At 57.3% G+C, this 14,868-nt stretch carries 16 protein-coding genes; 7 read left to right on the forward strand and 9 right to left on the reverse strand.

Annotation, left to right across the window (positions count from 1 at the left end):
• Positions 1 to 19: 19 nt before the first annotated feature.
• Entirely contained in the window at positions 20 to 493 is a 474-nt protein-coding gene (locus AB4Z52_RS24370; RefSeq protein WP_442220476.1) for a MarR family winged helix-turn-helix transcriptional regulator, read from the reverse strand.
• A gap of 288 nt (positions 494 to 781) precedes the next feature.
• On the opposite strand from AB4Z52_RS24370, the gene AB4Z52_RS24375 reads away from it, so the two are divergent.
• A complete protein-coding gene (locus tag AB4Z52_RS24375) occupies positions 782 to 1,615 on the forward strand; it encodes an alpha/beta fold hydrolase (protein WP_442220507.1) in 834 nt (277 codons plus the stop codon).
• Positions 1,616 to 1,718: 103 nt separating this feature from the next.
• Here the strand turns inward: AB4Z52_RS24375 and AB4Z52_RS24380 are convergent, their stop codons facing one another.
• The 8 genes from AB4Z52_RS24380 to AB4Z52_RS24415 form a co-directional block, all read right to left on the reverse strand.
• A complete protein-coding gene (locus AB4Z52_RS24380) occupies positions 1,719 to 2,183 on the reverse strand; it encodes a CoA-binding protein (protein WP_442220477.1) in 465 nt (154 codons plus the stop codon).
• Between the two features lie 143 nt (positions 2,184 to 2,326).
• A complete protein-coding gene (locus AB4Z52_RS24385; RefSeq protein ID WP_442220478.1) occupies positions 2,327 to 3,205 on the reverse strand; it encodes a glycosyltransferase family 2 protein in 879 nt (292 codons plus the stop codon).
• Between the two features lie 44 nt (positions 3,206 to 3,249).
• Complete coding sequence (locus AB4Z52_RS24390; RefSeq protein WP_442220479.1) at positions 3,250 to 4,002, reverse strand: class I SAM-dependent methyltransferase; 753 nt, start codon at positions 4,000 to 4,002, stop codon at positions 3,250 to 3,252.
• The gene (locus AB4Z52_RS24395) at positions 3,983 to 4,351 is read right to left on the reverse strand and encodes a GNAT family N-acetyltransferase (RefSeq protein ID WP_442220480.1); all 369 of its coding nucleotides are present in this window, start codon (positions 4,349 to 4,351) and stop codon (positions 3,983 to 3,985) included. The genes AB4Z52_RS24390 and AB4Z52_RS24395 overlap by 20 nt, the downstream gene beginning before the upstream one ends.
• Positions 4,352 to 4,446: 95 nt before the next feature.
• Positions 4,447 to 5,418: a hypothetical protein gene (locus AB4Z52_RS24400; protein ID WP_442220481.1), complete on the reverse strand. Its 972-nt coding sequence runs from the start codon at positions 5,416 to 5,418 to the stop codon at positions 4,447 to 4,449.
• The gene (locus tag AB4Z52_RS24405) at positions 5,415 to 6,383 is read right to left on the reverse strand and encodes a glycosylase (protein ID WP_442220482.1); all 969 of its coding nucleotides are present in this window, start codon (positions 6,381 to 6,383) and stop codon (positions 5,415 to 5,417) included. The genes AB4Z52_RS24400 and AB4Z52_RS24405 overlap by 4 nt, the downstream gene beginning before the upstream one ends.
• A 68-nt stretch (positions 6,384 to 6,451) precedes the next feature.
• Positions 6,452 to 7,150: a WbqC family protein gene (locus AB4Z52_RS24410; RefSeq protein WP_442220483.1), complete on the reverse strand. Its 699-nt coding sequence runs from the start codon at positions 7,148 to 7,150 to the stop codon at positions 6,452 to 6,454.
• Positions 7,151 to 8,266 (reverse strand): DegT/DnrJ/EryC1/StrS family aminotransferase, encoded by a 1,116-nt coding sequence (locus AB4Z52_RS24415; RefSeq protein WP_442220484.1) that lies wholly within the window; start codon positions 8,264 to 8,266, stop codon positions 7,151 to 7,153. It lies immediately after the preceding gene.
• A 382-nt stretch (positions 8,267 to 8,648) separates the two neighbouring features.
• Between AB4Z52_RS24415 and AB4Z52_RS24420 the strand changes: the two genes are divergently transcribed.
• The 6 genes from AB4Z52_RS24420 to AB4Z52_RS24445 are packed head-to-tail and all read left to right on the forward strand — an operon-like array spanning position 8,649 to position 14,844.
• Positions 8,649 to 9,854, forward strand: a complete 1,206-nt coding sequence (locus tag AB4Z52_RS24420) for an ABC transporter substrate-binding protein (protein ID WP_442220485.1) — start codon at positions 8,649 to 8,651, stop codon at positions 9,852 to 9,854.
• Between the two features lie 6 nt (positions 9,855 to 9,860).
• Positions 9,861 to 10,643, forward strand: coding sequence for an ABC transporter ATP-binding protein (locus AB4Z52_RS24425; protein ID WP_442220486.1), 783 nt, complete (start codon positions 9,861 to 9,863; stop codon positions 10,641 to 10,643).
• Positions 10,643 to 11,344, forward strand: coding sequence for an ABC transporter ATP-binding protein (locus AB4Z52_RS24430; protein WP_442220487.1), 702 nt, complete (start codon positions 10,643 to 10,645; stop codon positions 11,342 to 11,344). Before AB4Z52_RS24425 ends, AB4Z52_RS24430 begins: the two co-directional genes overlap by 1 nt.
• Before the next feature lie 4 nt (positions 11,345 to 11,348).
• Positions 11,349 to 12,236, forward strand: coding sequence for a branched-chain amino acid ABC transporter permease (locus AB4Z52_RS24435; RefSeq protein WP_442220488.1), 888 nt, complete (start codon positions 11,349 to 11,351; stop codon positions 12,234 to 12,236).
• A gap of 1 nt (position 12,237) precedes the next feature.
• Positions 12,238 to 13,227, forward strand: coding sequence for a branched-chain amino acid ABC transporter permease (locus tag AB4Z52_RS24440; RefSeq protein ID WP_442220489.1), 990 nt, complete (start codon positions 12,238 to 12,240; stop codon positions 13,225 to 13,227).
• A 21-nt stretch (positions 13,228 to 13,248) separates the two neighbouring features.
• Complete coding sequence (locus AB4Z52_RS24445) at positions 13,249 to 14,844, forward strand: GMC family oxidoreductase (RefSeq protein ID WP_442220508.1); 1,596 nt, start codon at positions 13,249 to 13,251, stop codon at positions 14,842 to 14,844.
• Positions 14,845 to 14,868: the final 24 nt, after the last annotated feature.

Here is a 14,868-nt window from a genome sequence, read left to right on the forward strand (position 1 = left end):
GCAGGACCGCCGGGCAGATTCAGCCGACGTGCGGACGGGCAGCCTTCCGATCATCGAGACTGTCGTCCAGTGCGCTTCGCAAAGTGTTGATCTGCTGGTTCAGTCCCTGGAATTGCTCCAGTGTCATGCGAGAGCGCTGCATCAGTGTCTCGCCCAGGCAATTGCTCTCGACAAGCAGTGCTCGGCCGGCATCGGTCAGCCAGGCGTGGACCTGACGTTCGTCGAGCTTGCTGCGCCGGCGCTCAACAAGGCCCGCCTGCTCCAGACGCTTTACGGGCGGGGTTACGGTGCTCGACTCCAGGCACAGTCGGTCGGCGATCGCCCCGATCGTCATGCCGTCTTCCTCACCCAACACGGTCAGCACCAGATACTGCGGATAGGTAATACCCATCGCGTCCAACATCGGCTTATAAGTACGGTTGATCGCAATGCTGGCTGCATAGAGCGAGAAGCAGAGTTGGCTATCCAACGGGAAGGCTCCGGCGCCGGGCATTTTAGTTCTCCTTGTAGCGTTCACAGTACCTTCATATCACGAAAAAGAATATCGCGATAACAGTTTTTGGTAGACAAGGCGCTAAAGTAGCTCTACGGATATCAATATCGCGATAACAAATATTGCGATAGTGATCAAAGGGAGATCGAAATGAGCCAGTCGAACAATCAGGCTACCCGCCGCGGCGTGATGACTGCCGGGCTCGGTATTGCCGCTGCTGCGGCGACCTTGCCTTTTGTGCAATCCGCCCAAGCTTCCACCAAATCACATTCGAAAGGCAAGGAAACCATGAGCAGCAACACGATCACCACCAAGGACGGCACACAGATTTACTACAAGGACTGGGGAACGGGACAACCGATCGTCTTCCATCACGGCTGGCCGTTGAGCGCAGATGACTGGGACGCGCAGATGCTGTTCTTTTTGGACAAAGGCTTCCGGGTTATCGCGCATGATCGCCGCGGCCATGGCCGCTCAAGCCAAACAGCGACGGGCAACGACATGGATACCTATTCTGCCGATATGGCGGAGCTGGCCGCCCATCTCGACCTCAAGGGCGCCATTCATGTCGGCCACTCGACCGGTGGCGGTGAAGTTGCCCGCTACGTGGCACAGCATGGCGGCAACGGCCGCGTCGCCAAGGCCGTGCTGATCGGTGCGGTGCCGCCCGTCATGGTCAAGTCAGAGAAGAATCCCGGCGGACTGGCGATCGAAGTGTTCGACGGTTTCCGTGCAGCCCTTGCCGCCAACCGTGCGCAGTTCTACTACGACATACCGTCCGGCCCGTTCTACGGCTTCAACCGCCCCGACGCGAAGGTTTCGCAAGGTGTGATCGACAACTGGTGGCGTCAGGGCATGATGGGCGGCACCAAGGCGCATTATGACTGCATCAAGGCATTCTCAGAGACCGATTTCACCGAGGATTTGAAGAAGATCGATGTGCCGGTACTCGTCATGCATGGCGACGACGACCAGATTGTCCCGATTGCCGACTCTGCCCCACTTTCTGCCAAGCTGCTGAAGAAGGGGACGCTGAAGATCTACAAGGGCTTCCCCCACGGCATGGCCACAACGCACGCCGATATCATCAACGCCGATCTGCTGGCGTTCTTCAAGTCATAGTTCGCTCGTGACAAGCAAGACCGGTGCGCCCGCCTCCTGGCGGGCGCTTTCGGGTCTATTGAGCAACCGGTCTGACGGAATCCGTTCGAAGATGCTCGACAGGTCAGGCGATATCCAGCTGCGCCGGCCCCTGACGATGGGCACGTCGCACGAGCGCATATTCGACCGCAAGCGCCCTGTCCATGACGACCTTCAGACCTGCATCTTCAGCCTTTTGGGCGGCGGTGTCGTCGCGAACGGTCAGTTGGGCCCAGATCACCTCCGGTCTGTCGGAAAGGGCAAGGACCTCATCAACCACACCGGCGAAATCTTGCGCCGGCCGGAAGACGTCGACCATGTCGATGTGTTCAGGGATATCGTCGAGATGCGCATAGACCTTCTGCCCCATGAGGGTCTGGCCCTCATAGGCGGGATTGACGGGGAAAACGTGGTAGCCCTTGCCGAGCAAGAACCCGCAGATCCAGTGGCTCGGCCGGTCGTCCTTGACCGAGGCGCCAACGACGGCAACATTTTTGACTGAAGAAAGAAGGCCGGCCAGGTAGTCGTCGGAATAATGGTCGTGATTCATTGAAGTCTCCTCCCGGCGCTAGGCGCTGGTTGCGACACTCCCGTCCTTGTCCCTGCACAACCAATACCAGTAAATCGAAATGAATACCATGCCTTGCCGGATCCTCGAACGCTCGTCGGCAAGGTGGCGCGCCGCGCTCACCGTCACCTCAACGCATTTTCTATCTGCGCGATTCTGGCATCCAGTTGAGGGTATGAACCCCGCCAGTTCCGATAGACGTTCAGCAAATTGCGATATGCCGTTGGCAGGTCGTTTGCAGACAAATATCCCCTTTCAAATGAAAGATTTAACACATCCTCATAATAGGTGATCGCGTAGATGAATTTCGAGTTGATCTGCGGGTTCGACGTGGCGTTCGCGTGTCGCCTGAAATACGAAAGCGGCGTGGGATGAATGACGAAATCGCCGAGTTGGGCCAATTCCACCCATGCAGATAAATCAATCAAACCAGGGAAGAGATCGCCTTCCATTTTGTACAATCGGAAGCGCCCCTCGTCATCGAATGCGTCTTCTCTCCTGAACATCGCCGTCGTGTACTCGCCGACGAGATTCAGGTGGTTGAGCGCTGTCAATCGCAGGAAATCGCGGCCGGACACTATCTTGAGGCTGTCTCCAGAAGCGCTAAAGTGGTTGATCAAGCCTGTCGAATGATTTTGCTCGTCAATTAGGTATCGAGGTGAAAACGAGACGCGTGTATTTCCATGCTTTGTCGAATCGAGCGCCTCCCACAGGAACTGCACGCAAAAGGGATGCAGCACGTCATCGTCGAATAGGAATTTGATATATTCGCCGTTCGCGATTTCCACCAGCCTGCGCACATTGCTCTCGGGCCCGGGATTCGGATTGCGGCTATATTGGACAAACCGGTCGTATTTCTGGCATATCGCCTGGATTTCATCAGTCTGACAATCATCCGACACCAGGATTTCAACATCGGTGAAGCTCTGAGCGATCGCGCTTCGAAGGCATAGCTCGAAATAGTCGGCCTTGTATGCCGGAATACAGATTGATACGCGTGGCATCGGGCATCCTTAAAATTCAAAGATCGAGTTTGGCAAAGCGTGGCCTACCGCGTTCCGCCAGCTTCGCACATGAGAAAGATACTTGAGCAGAGATCGGGATAAACCTGCCCCAATTGGTAGCAACCCTCCAGATATTCAGTGGAAATGATGTCTGTCTGAAGCAGGCGATCCCATTGGAAATTTGCCAGAGCTTTGAAGAAAATGCCGGAACGGTGCACAACGTTCAGCCCGGCCAATCTCGCATCGCGCTCCAAGGTATCCAATGAGTAGGTGATACGATGGCCGTGTTCCAACTCCGCTCGCGTTATCGCGGAATTGTGGCTTACCAGGCCCATCTTAACTGCAATCTGACGAGATGGGGCGTTCGCATTCGGACAAACCAGGAAAAACCTGCCGCCTTCCGACAGCCATTCGTCATTGATGCGCTTGAGCACGCGGACTGGATCGTCCAAATGCTCGAGGACATGTGTTAGCACGATATTGTCGTAGCGCTTGGGAAGCTTCACGTCTTCGAACACATCATTGATGAAAGTCAAACCGTCGCCAAGTTCGCTCCGCGCTGCCGCTATTGCTTCATCGGACGCCTCCACACAGGTAATATCGTCGAAATACGGGACTAGCCTCTTCGTAAAGTCACCTCGGAAGCTTCCGAGTTCAAGTACGCTCCCTTTGCGAAAAAACGGAACGAATGACTTAAGCATGTAGTGATGCATTACGTCGAAATCGAAGTTGTAAGCGTAACGATGGTCGCTCGCATCCTTCATTTCGCTATTATAGTCACGCTTGTTCTCGGCCATCTTCCACCCCCAAATCGCGCGTCATAGTGAGCGTGGATTGCCCACCGTCTGACGCTACAAATCCATATTTCCCATAGGCCGCAACCGCGGCCAGGTTCCCTGCCTCGACCTCAAGGCATATCGTTTGAAATTGCTTCTGCCGGGCGCAGCTCATGCTCTGCTCGATCAGCGCGCCCGCTATTCCCCGGCCGCGCCATTCCTCGAGCACGCTTACATTCGTAATGAATGCAGACTTCTGCTCGGGGCTGTTGCAATACATGGCCAGAAGCCCGACCAAACTGTCGCCAGACCATGCCTCAAAGCATTCGGCATTGAGCAAGATTTTCTGCGCATAACCGACAATATCCATGCGCGCACGGAGGGAGGCAGCAAAGTCGCCCCCACACTCGTTCAAATGACGGGCGATATCGCTTGCCGAAGCGAGATTGCGGCCCCAGCGAGGGCTCACGCAGTACGTTCCAATATAGCAGCTCCGAATCCGTGTCGGCCAAATTGGTTTCCGTTGTAAAGAAGATAGATGGCACCGTTTGACTCAAAAACATGCGGATAACACAGCATGTCGGAGTCCCATTCTCCTTCTGTTCCTTCAATTCCCAGTTCAGCGTCATCGCGCGACCAGTTAACGAGATCGTCCGAATAGGCATGGCCGATTTGATAGCCGCGGTTCTTGTTCGCACGGAAATCCGACGATTGCCGGTAGCAGAAGAACATATGGAAGCGCCCATCGATCTCGATAACGGTAGGCAGTGCCTGGCTCTCGTCGACGCCTAGCCGATCCTGGATGATCTGTGCACCCTCCTCCTTGTGCCAGTTGATGCCATCCGGGGAGGTTGCATGCCCAATTTTATAGGTGCGGTCCGGCGGAGCGCCCTGGGAATAGATCTTCCATCCCGTCCCGAAAATGTACCACATGTGAAAGACACCGTTGATCAACTTCACGAAGCCATCGCCGACCAGGCATGGCTCGTTGAGAGACGCCGACAGGACCGGCCCGTCACCGATCCTCTTGAACGACAATCCGTCATCATCACTAATGGCGAGCCCAATTGCAGTATCAACCGATACCGCGACCCTTCGATTCCAGCCGCATGTGTAGCCGTAAATCCGCCCCTCGTGCCGCATCACGTTCATGGGGAAGATACCATGCTCGTCAAAGCAGCCGAGCCTGCCAAGCTCGATGACTGGCCTTTCGGAGACGCGAATGGTTCGCCGCAAAGTCGGGTCCATGTCGACGAAAGCGACGTGGCTCAGATACTTGCCGTTGGTGTCCGTTGCACGGGTCGAAAAGTAGATACGTATAAAATTGTCGAAAACGAGCGCCTGTGGCGACTGTGCAAAATCGACGCAGCTTTCAGGCAGCTGATGCTGCGTGGGGTCGAAGATTTTGCCCAACTTCTTCCATCGCATCTTGGTCATGCATCACCGAGCTTTCCGTCAAGTACCGCAAGGCCGAAGCCATTGCGACCGACCTGATTGCCGAGATAGGCCATATAGGTTTTGCCATCCAACTCGAAGACATGCGGATAGCTGACCATCTCATCGTCCCAGCCCGTTTCAGATACGGTGAGCCCCGCCTTTGCATCGTCACGCCGCCAATTGATGAGGTCGTCACTCGATGCGTAACCGATCCGGTATCCCTTTTCCTTGCCGCGATAGTTCGTGCTGTACCGATAGCAGAAGAACATGTGGTATATCCCGTCGGCAAAGGTCACATCGGGGCTCGCCTGCGCCTCGTCGGCTTCGACGACATCCTCGATCAGGTTTCTATTCAACTTGGTCCAATGAACTCCGTCGTCAGACCTGGCGAGCCGTATTTTATACACCGGCTCGGCGCGCCCGTCGGCCATGATCCACTTGGAGCCCGCAATATAAAACAGGTACCAGGTGTCGCCAAAGCGCCGGATCTTCGGACCGCTCAAGACAAATGGTTCGTCGGGGGAGTATGGCACCACCGGTCCACGGCCTGCCTTCGAAAAGGTCCGGCCTTCATCTGTACTCAATGCCAGACCTATGCCGACGTTGAAGGGCACCGACTCGCAACGGGTCCAACCGGCATAGTAGCCCCGAACAACGTCGCCATCCCTCGCCACGGAGATCGGGTAGGTGCCGAACTGATCGAATTCGCCCAGCCCACCCAATTCCAGCACCGGACGCTCGCTAATCCGCCTGATCTTGAACAAGTCCGCCCGATCTACGTCGATATAAGCTGAGCGCGAAACATATTGCCCGGACGTGTCCGCAGGCGGACGGCAGGAAAAGTAGATGCGAACAAAGTCGTCGAAAATCAGCGTTGCCGGCGCCTGGGCAAACTCCTTAAGCCATGGTCGATCCGTGACATCCTGCGGCGTAAAGACCTTGCCGAGCTTTTTCCATTTGAACATTGCATCACCGATTTTATCTTCTTAATTGGCCAAACTGCCAGGCGTGGCGCTCTTGGCGGCAGCTGGCGCTAAACAAGCTCGTATTCACCAAGCATGTTCTCCTGAATCTCATTAGCTGAGTTAAACATGATGACATCGGCTATCGATAGCCAAGGCACGAACTCAGCGCCGAACTGGACATATTCCACAGGCTTCGATTTAACGAACTTCAGCTCGATGTCGCGCGCGGCGAAGGCATCGCGGGGATAGAGTTCGATACCGCCTATAGCATTCACATAGACATCCGCACTCGCCTTCTCACAAAGTGCCAGAACCTTCGCCTGCCCCTTGAGGTTGTGGTCTATCGCCATCTCAGAGGAAATCGTGAACTCCGTCTTGATATCAAGGTAGTCGCAGATTCCAGTAATCGAGTTGAAGACAAAGGAAAACAGATTATCGTTCGGAAAGCGTATAGCCTGCTCAAGTACCGGGAAAGCATCCGAAAAGAATGGTGCGCGACGATAGGCGCCGTGCAGTTGATTGAGCAGCTTGTTGCGATCGAAGTCGGCCGACAAACTGCGTTCGCATATATCCAGACTGTCGGGCGCGGCCTTCAATGGCAAAGTGAATATAACATCCTTGCCGTCGCGCAACATGCGGTTTCTGTTGATCCAACCCTTCTTCGTATATTTGATATTGTCGTAGACGATGAATCTGTCGACCGCATGAATTAGCTGGAAGTAGCCAATGTAAGGAAAGAAATACGGCTGCATGATAGCCAGTTTCATTTATTCACCCCGCAAAGCGATCAGCGTGCAGACCTTGTCGACGATCTCCATCTCCATATCTGGATAGATCGGCAGGCAAAGCACCTGCAGTGCAGCCTCAGTTGCTACCGGCAGGTTCGATGGCTGCGCAGACGGAAGGCTGCGGTACATCGAGAAGCTTGAAATCAGCGGATAAAAATAGCGGCGCGGATGGATGCCATTTTCTTTCAGGAACTCGTAAAGTGCATCGCGCGCAATCGGGTAGTCCGGCCGAACGAGGATCGGGAAATAGGAGAAATTGGAAACGGTCTCACTTGAAATGCTGAGGCACTCGATCCCAGCGACACCGCTAAGCCGTTCGCGATAGGCTTGATCGATCGCCTCGCGCCTTTCAAGGACAAGTTTGATGTACTTGAGCTGCAGCAAGCCAAGAGCGGCGTTGAACTCGCTCATCTTGCCGTTGGTGCCCGGTGCCACCACCGTGACTTCATCAACGTAGCCGAAGTTCTTCAGCTGATCGATGCGAGTCTTCGTCTTGATATCGGGACAGATGATGGCGCCCCCCTCGAACGTGTTGAAAACCTTTGTTGCATGGAAACTGAGGACGGAAAGGTCGCCGTGGTTGAGCACGCTCCCACGCTCGTCCTCGACACCGAATGCATGGGCGGCATCATAGATGACTTTGAGGTTGTACAGATCTGCAATTCTCTGGATAGCATCGACATCGCAGGGATGACCATAGCAGTGGACCGGCATGATCGCCGTCGTCTGCTGCGTGATCGCGGCTTCGATCTTTGCCGGGTCAAGATTGAGTGTGACGGGGTCTATGTCGACGAAGACCGGTTTGATGCCGTTCCAGAGAAGCGAGTGCGAGGTTGCCACGAAGGAATAAGGCGTGGTTATGACTTCGCCGGTAATGCGAAGCGCCTGAAGCGCCGTAAGCAGGGCGACGGTGGCGTTGGAAAAGAGGCTGATATGCTTTACGCCGAGATGCTCGCACAGCGCCTGCTCCAGCTGCTGGTGAAACGGGCCGCCATTGGTGAGGACACGATTGCTCCAGATCGCTTCCAGCGAAGGGATGAATTCCTCGAGTGGCGGCAGGCTGGGCTTCGTTACAAAAATCTTCTCGTTGTTCATGCAAGGCCGCCCCGGACTGCTTCTAAGAGGAAACGGTCAGCACCTGTGAAGCCCCGACCCATTCATAAAGCAGTGGCATCATAAGCTGTCGCGAGGCTTATGCGGGTTGTCTCAATCTCCGGCGGATTGCTTGGGCACCTTATACTCACCGCCAAAAAGAACCGCCGGCGACCGCTGGAAAAATCCGCGGATCATCCCAGGTGTCCTGCCAATCGGAAGCTCTGTTCAACGACGGGCAGCTATTATTTGATATTAGTTGCAAACCGACTTGCTTCAACGCGGGATTTCCGTGATCGTAGGAACCGGGCTTGCTGCCTTGAGGAGGGCAGCCGGCAAATTCGAGCAGACCCCGCAATCTGGCCGACCTCTGGGAGGAGACAATATGCGAAGCAAACTGATCGCGTGCCTGGCATTCCTGCTTGCAAGCAGCACGGCGGTCCTTGCCGACGGTGCGTCCGACGGCAAGGTGAAGATTGGTATCCTGAACGACCAATCCGGTGTCTATGCCGATTTCGGCGGCAAGTCTTCCGTCGAGGCTGCGAAGATGGCTGTCGAGGATTTCGGCGGCAAAGTGCTGGGCGTCCCGATCGAGATCGTCGATGCAGACCACCAGAACAAACCGGACATTGCCTCGAATATTGCTCGCCAGTGGTATGACACCGGGCAGGTCGATGCGATCATGGAGCTGACGACGTCGTCGGTGGCCCTTGCCGTCCAGGCGATCGCCAAGGAAAAGAAGAAGATCGATATTGTCACCGGAGCGGCTACGACCGATCTCACCGGCAAGGCATGCTCGCCCTATGGCTTTCACTGGGCCTATGATACGCATGCCCTGGCTGTCGGCACCGGTGGCGCGCTCGTCAAGCAGGGCGGCGACACCTGGTTCTTCCTGACGGCCGACTATGCCTTCGGCTATTCGCTAGAGCAACAGACAAGCGATTTCGTGAAATCGAGCGGCGGCAAGGTTCTCGGGTCGGTCCGGCATCCGCTGTCCACCCAGGACTTCTCATCCTTCCTGCTGCAGGCGCAGTCTTCCGGCGCCAAAGTCATCGGCCTTGCCAATGCCGGCCTCGATACCGCAAACGCCATCAAGCAGGCGTCCGAATTCGGCATCACCCAAGGCGGCCAGCATCTGGCTGCGCTGCTGTTTACGCTTGCCGAAGTCCATGGCCTCGGCCTGGAGGCAGCACAAGGGCTGACGCTGACGGAGGGCTACTACTGGAACCGCGACGACGAAAGCCGCAAGTTTGGCAAGCGCTTCTTCGAGCGCACCGGCAAGATGCCCAACATGATCCACGCCGGCACCTATTCGGCGGTGATGCAATATCTGAAGGCCGTCCAGAAGGCTGGAACCGACGATACAGAGGCCGTCGCCAAGGAGCTTCATTCCATGCCTGTCGATGACGTCTTCGGACGGGGCGGCACGGTCGGCGCTAACGGACGCATGATCCATGACATGTACCTGCTGCAGGTGAAGAAGCCCGCCGAAAGCAAGGAAGCGTGGGATTATTTCAACGTTCTCGCCACGATCCCCGGCAAGGAAGCCTATATCGATCCAGCCAAGAGCGGCTGCGATCTGGTAAAGTAGGAGACCATGACGGTCTCGACAAACGATGCTGAAGGCAAGCCACGGGTGGTGCTTTCCGCCCGAGGCCTTCGCCGCGATTTCGGCGGCTTCACGGCCGTCAAGAATGTCGATCTCGATGTGCATGACGCAAGCGTGCATGCGCTGATCGGGCCGAACGGCGCCGGCAAGACGACGGTTTTCAATCTGCTGACCAAATTCCTGCAACCGACCGCCGGTACGATCACGCTGAACGGCGCTGATATCACCCGCACTTCGCCCGACAAGGTGGCGCGCATGGGGCTGGTGCGCTCGTTTCAGATCTCGGCCGTGTTCCCGCATCTGACGGTGCGCGACAATGTGCGTGTCGCGCTTCAGCGGCCGAACAATCTCTCCACGCAGTTCTGGCGACCGATCTCGGCGCTCGACCGGCTGAATGAACGCGCCGAGCAGCTTCTGGCCTCCGTCGGGCTGACGAAGGAGCGTGACCAACTCGCGGCGGATCTGTCCTATGGTCGCAAGCGCGTGCTTGAAATTGCAACGACGCTGGCCCTTGATCCGAAGGTGCTGCTTCTCGATGAGCCGATGGCCGGCATGGGGCAGGAGGATGTCAGCGTCGTGTCCGGGATCATCCGCGAGGTCGCTCGCGAGCGCGCCGTGCTGATGGTTGAGCACAATCTCTCCGTCGTTGCCAATATCTGCCGGCATGTGACGGTCCTTCAACGCGGCGAAATTCTGGCGGAGGGCGACTATGCGACGGTCAGCGCCGATCCCCGCGTGCGTGAGGCCTATATGGGCATGGAGGAGGGCTGATGGGCACGCTTCTTGACATCCAGGGCCTCAATGCCTGGTACGGTGAAAGCCACGTCCTACACGGCGTCGACATGCACGTCGCAGAGGGCGAAACGATCACCATCCTCGGCCGCAACGGCGTCGGCAAGACGACGACCCTGCGCACCATTGTCGGCATTGTCCGCAGCCGCAAGGGCAAGATCGCCTTCGCGGGCACGGATATGATGCAGGTACCGCTGCACAGGACGGCGCATAAAGGCATCGGCTTCGTTCCCGAAGAGCGCGGCATCTTCGCGACATTGACTGTTTCCGAAAACCTGATGCTGCCGCCGGTCGTTGCCAGCGGCGGTATGTCGGTGGATGAGATCTATGGGCTTTTTCCTAACCTCTATGAGCGGCGCAACAGCTCCGGCACAAAGCTTTCTGGCGGCGAGCAGCAGATGTTGGCAATGGCGCGCATCCTTCGTACCGGCGTGAAAATGCTCTTGCTCGACGAGCCAACCGAAGGCCTGGCGCCCGTCATCGTCCAGCGCATCGGCGAGGTGCTGAAGAAGCTGAAGGAGCGGGGCATGACCATTCTTCTGGTCGAGCAGAATTTCCGCTTTGCAAGCCGCATCGCCGATCGCTTCTATCTGATGGATCACGGACAAATGGTCTCCGAGTTTCCGGTTGGCGAGCTGGCGAGCCGAATGGATACGCTGCACAAGGTATTGGGAGTGTGAGACGATGACGGCGATCTTCGGCATTCCCGTTCAGGCGCTTCTCGGCCAGCTGCTGATCGGCCTCATCAATGGCTCGTTCTATGCGCTGCTGAGCCTCGGCCTTGCCATCATCTTCGGCCTGTTACGCGTTATCAACTTCGCCCACGGCGCTCTCTATATGCTCGGCGCCTTCGTTGCCTACCTGCTGCTGGCGACGTTGGGCATCGGGTACTGGCCGTCGTTGATCATTGCGCCCGTCATCGTCGGCCTGCTGGGCGCGGTCGTCGAGCGGCTGTTCCTTCGCCGACTCTACGGGCTTGATCCACTCTATGGTCTGCTGTTTACATTCGGCATGGCGCTGACGATCGAAGGTACGTTCCGCTATCTCTACGGTTCTTCCGGCCAGCCCTATGCGACGCCGGCGGGATTGGCCGGTGGGGCAAATCTCGGCTTCATGTTCCTGCCGATCTATCGGGGCTGGGTGATTGCAGTGTCGCTCGTCATCTGTATCGGCACATGGCTGCTGATCGAAAGGACCAAGCTTGGCGCCTATTTGCGTGCCGCCACCGAGAATACGACCCTTGTCCAGGCCTTCGGCGTCAATGTGCCGGTGCTGTTGACGCTGACCTACGCGCTAGGGGCCGCCCTTGCCGCATTCGCGGGCGTGTTGGCTGCACCTATCTACCAGGTGTCGCCGCTGATGGGCTCGAACATGATTATCGTGGTTTTCGCGGTGGTCGTCGTTGGCGGCATGGGCTCGATCCTGGGTGCCATCATCACCGGCTATGTCCTTGGTGTTGCGGAGGGCCTGACCAAGGTTTTCTACCCCGAAGCTTCCAATATCGTCATCTTCGTGATCATGGCGATCGTGCTTCTCATCAGGCCTGCGGGCCTCTTCGGCCGGGATGCGTAAGATGGCGGATATCACCGAGACGATCCGAACGGGAAAACGCCGAACCGCCCTATCGGTACAGGCGGGTTTCCTGATCGCCGGCCTTATGCTCCTGTTGCTGGCGCCCTTCTTCTTCTATCCGATCTTCCTGATGAAGCTCCTGTGCTTCGCGCTATTCGCCTGCGCATTCAACCTGCTGCTCGGCTATACCGGCCTGCTGTCCTTCGGCCACGCCACCTTTTTCGGTGGTGCGGCCTACTTCACGGCTTATACGGTGAAGCAATGGGGATTTCCCCCAGAGCTCGGCATTCTCGTCGGCGTTGCTGGCGCGACTTTTCTCGGCCTCGTCATGGGCTTCGTCGCCATTCGCCGGCAAGGGATCTATTTTGCGATGGTGACACTGTCGCTGTCGCAGATGTTCTATTTCTTCTGCCTGCAGGCAAAATTCACCGAAGGCGAGGATGGAATTCAGTCCGTGCCACGGGGGCATCTGTTCGGCTTCATCGATCTTAGCAGTTCGACGAACATGTACTATTTCGTTCTTGCCGTTTTCATCGTCGGCGTCATCATCATCTGGCGCTTCATCAATTCGCCTTTCGGCATGATCCTGAAATCGATCCGTGAAAACGAACAGCGGGCGATCTCGCTCGGCTATTCAGTCGCGCGTTACAAGCTTGGTGCTTTCGTCATGTCGGCAGCGCTTGCCGGGCTCGCAGGCGCGTTGAAGTCGATCGTCTTCCAGTTCGCGACGCTGACGGATGTCGCCTGGCAGATGTCCGGCGAGGTCATTTTGATGACGCTGCTTGGCGGCATAGGTACTCTAATCGGTCCGCTTTTCGGAGCCGGGCTGGTCGTCGCACTCGAAAACTACCTTGCCACCTCGGAGTTTCCGGTAACGATCATCACCGGTGTCGTCTTTATGGTCTGCGTGCTGCTGTTCCGTCGCGGCGTGATCGGCGAGTTCTACGCGTCGCAGCTCGGGCGAAAGCTGGGATTCGTCTATCGTCGTTGAAGGCGGCCGGGTGGCATGAACATGGATCGCTTCGACTATATCATCATCGGCGCAGGCAGCGCGGGCTGCGTGCTCGCCAACCGGCTTTCGCAGGATCGCAACAACCGCGTGCTGCTCCTGGAAGCGGGCGGCAGCGACAATTACCACTGGATCCACATTCCCGTCGGCTACCTCTACTGCATCAACAATCCGCGCACCGACTGGTGCTTCACTACGGCACCGGAAGAGGGGCTGAACGGCCGATCGCTCGGCTATCCCCGTGGCAAGGTGCTTGGCGGCAGTTCGTCGATCAACGGGATGATCTATATGCGTGGCCAGGCCGGCGACTACGATCTCTGGCGGCAGATGGGCTGCGCCGGCTGGGGCTGGGACGACGTGCTTGCTTATTTCCGCAAGTCGGAGGATCACTATCAGGGTGAGGACGAGATGCACGGCGCTGGCGGCGAATGGCGTATCGAGAAGGCGCGCGTGCGCTGGGCTGTGCTTGACGCATTTCAAGCCGCCGCGAAGGAAGCGGGTATCCCCGAAACGCCGGATTTCAACCGCGGCGACAATGAAGGCTCGGGCTATTTTGACGTCAACCAACGCTCCGGCATCCGCTGGAACACGGCCAAGGCCTTTCTGCGCCCGGCCATGAAGCGCGGCAATCTGGTCGTTCTGATCAAGGCGCAGGTGCGCCGGCTGCTTGTCGAGGACGGCACAGTCAGCGGCGTCGAATACCAGCACGACGGCGCCACGAAACGGGCTTATGCTGCAAGGGAGACCATTCTTTCCGCCGGCTCGATCGGCTCGCCGCATATTCTTGAGCTCTCTGGCCTCGGGCGCGGCGAGGTATTGCAAAGGGCTGGTATCGATGTGGTAAGCGAAGTCAAAGCCGTCGGCGAGAACCTTCAGGATCATCTTCAGCTGCGCCTGGTCTACAAGGTGACCGGAGTGCCGACCCTGAACGAGAAAGCAACCACGCTGGTCGGCAAGGCTGCGATCGGGCTTGAATATCTCTTGCATCGGTCCGGGCCGATGGCGATGGCCCCGAGCCAGCTTGGAATTTTTACCCGCTCCGGGCCTGACAAGGAAACACCCGACCTGCAATATCACGTGCAGCCGGTTTCGCTCGACAGGTTCGGCGACCCCATTCATGCCTTTCCGGCGATCACAGCAAGCGTCTGCAATCTGAGGCCGGAAAGTAGAGGCTCGGTGCATCTGGCCAGCCCCGATTTTGCGGCCCAGCCGACCATCAGCCCTCGATATCTGACCGCGCAGCGCGACTGCGACATTGCTATCCGCTCCATCCGGCTGACGCGCAAGATCGTGTCGCAACCGTCTTTCGCGCGTTTCAAGCCTGAGGAATACAAGCCGGGCCTGTCCTACAGCAGCGATGCCGATCTGGAGCGGGCAGCAGGCGACATCGGCACGACAATCTTTCATCCGGTCGGCACCTGCCGGATGGGTAGCGACAAGGAGAGCGTGGTCGATCCAAGGCTGAAATTCAGGGCGCTGGGCAAGCTGCGTATCGCCGATGCCTCGGTCATGCCGTCGATTATCTCCGGCAACACAAATTCACCGACGATCATGATCGCCGAAAAGGCGGCGGCGATGATCCTGGAGGACAATCGGTAGGCTTGGCGCGCATTCGACATCGTT

Source organism: Rhizobium sp. 2YAF20 (assembly GCF_052114685.1).
Lineage (GTDB): Bacteria > Pseudomonadota > Alphaproteobacteria > Rhizobiales > Rhizobiaceae > Rhizobium.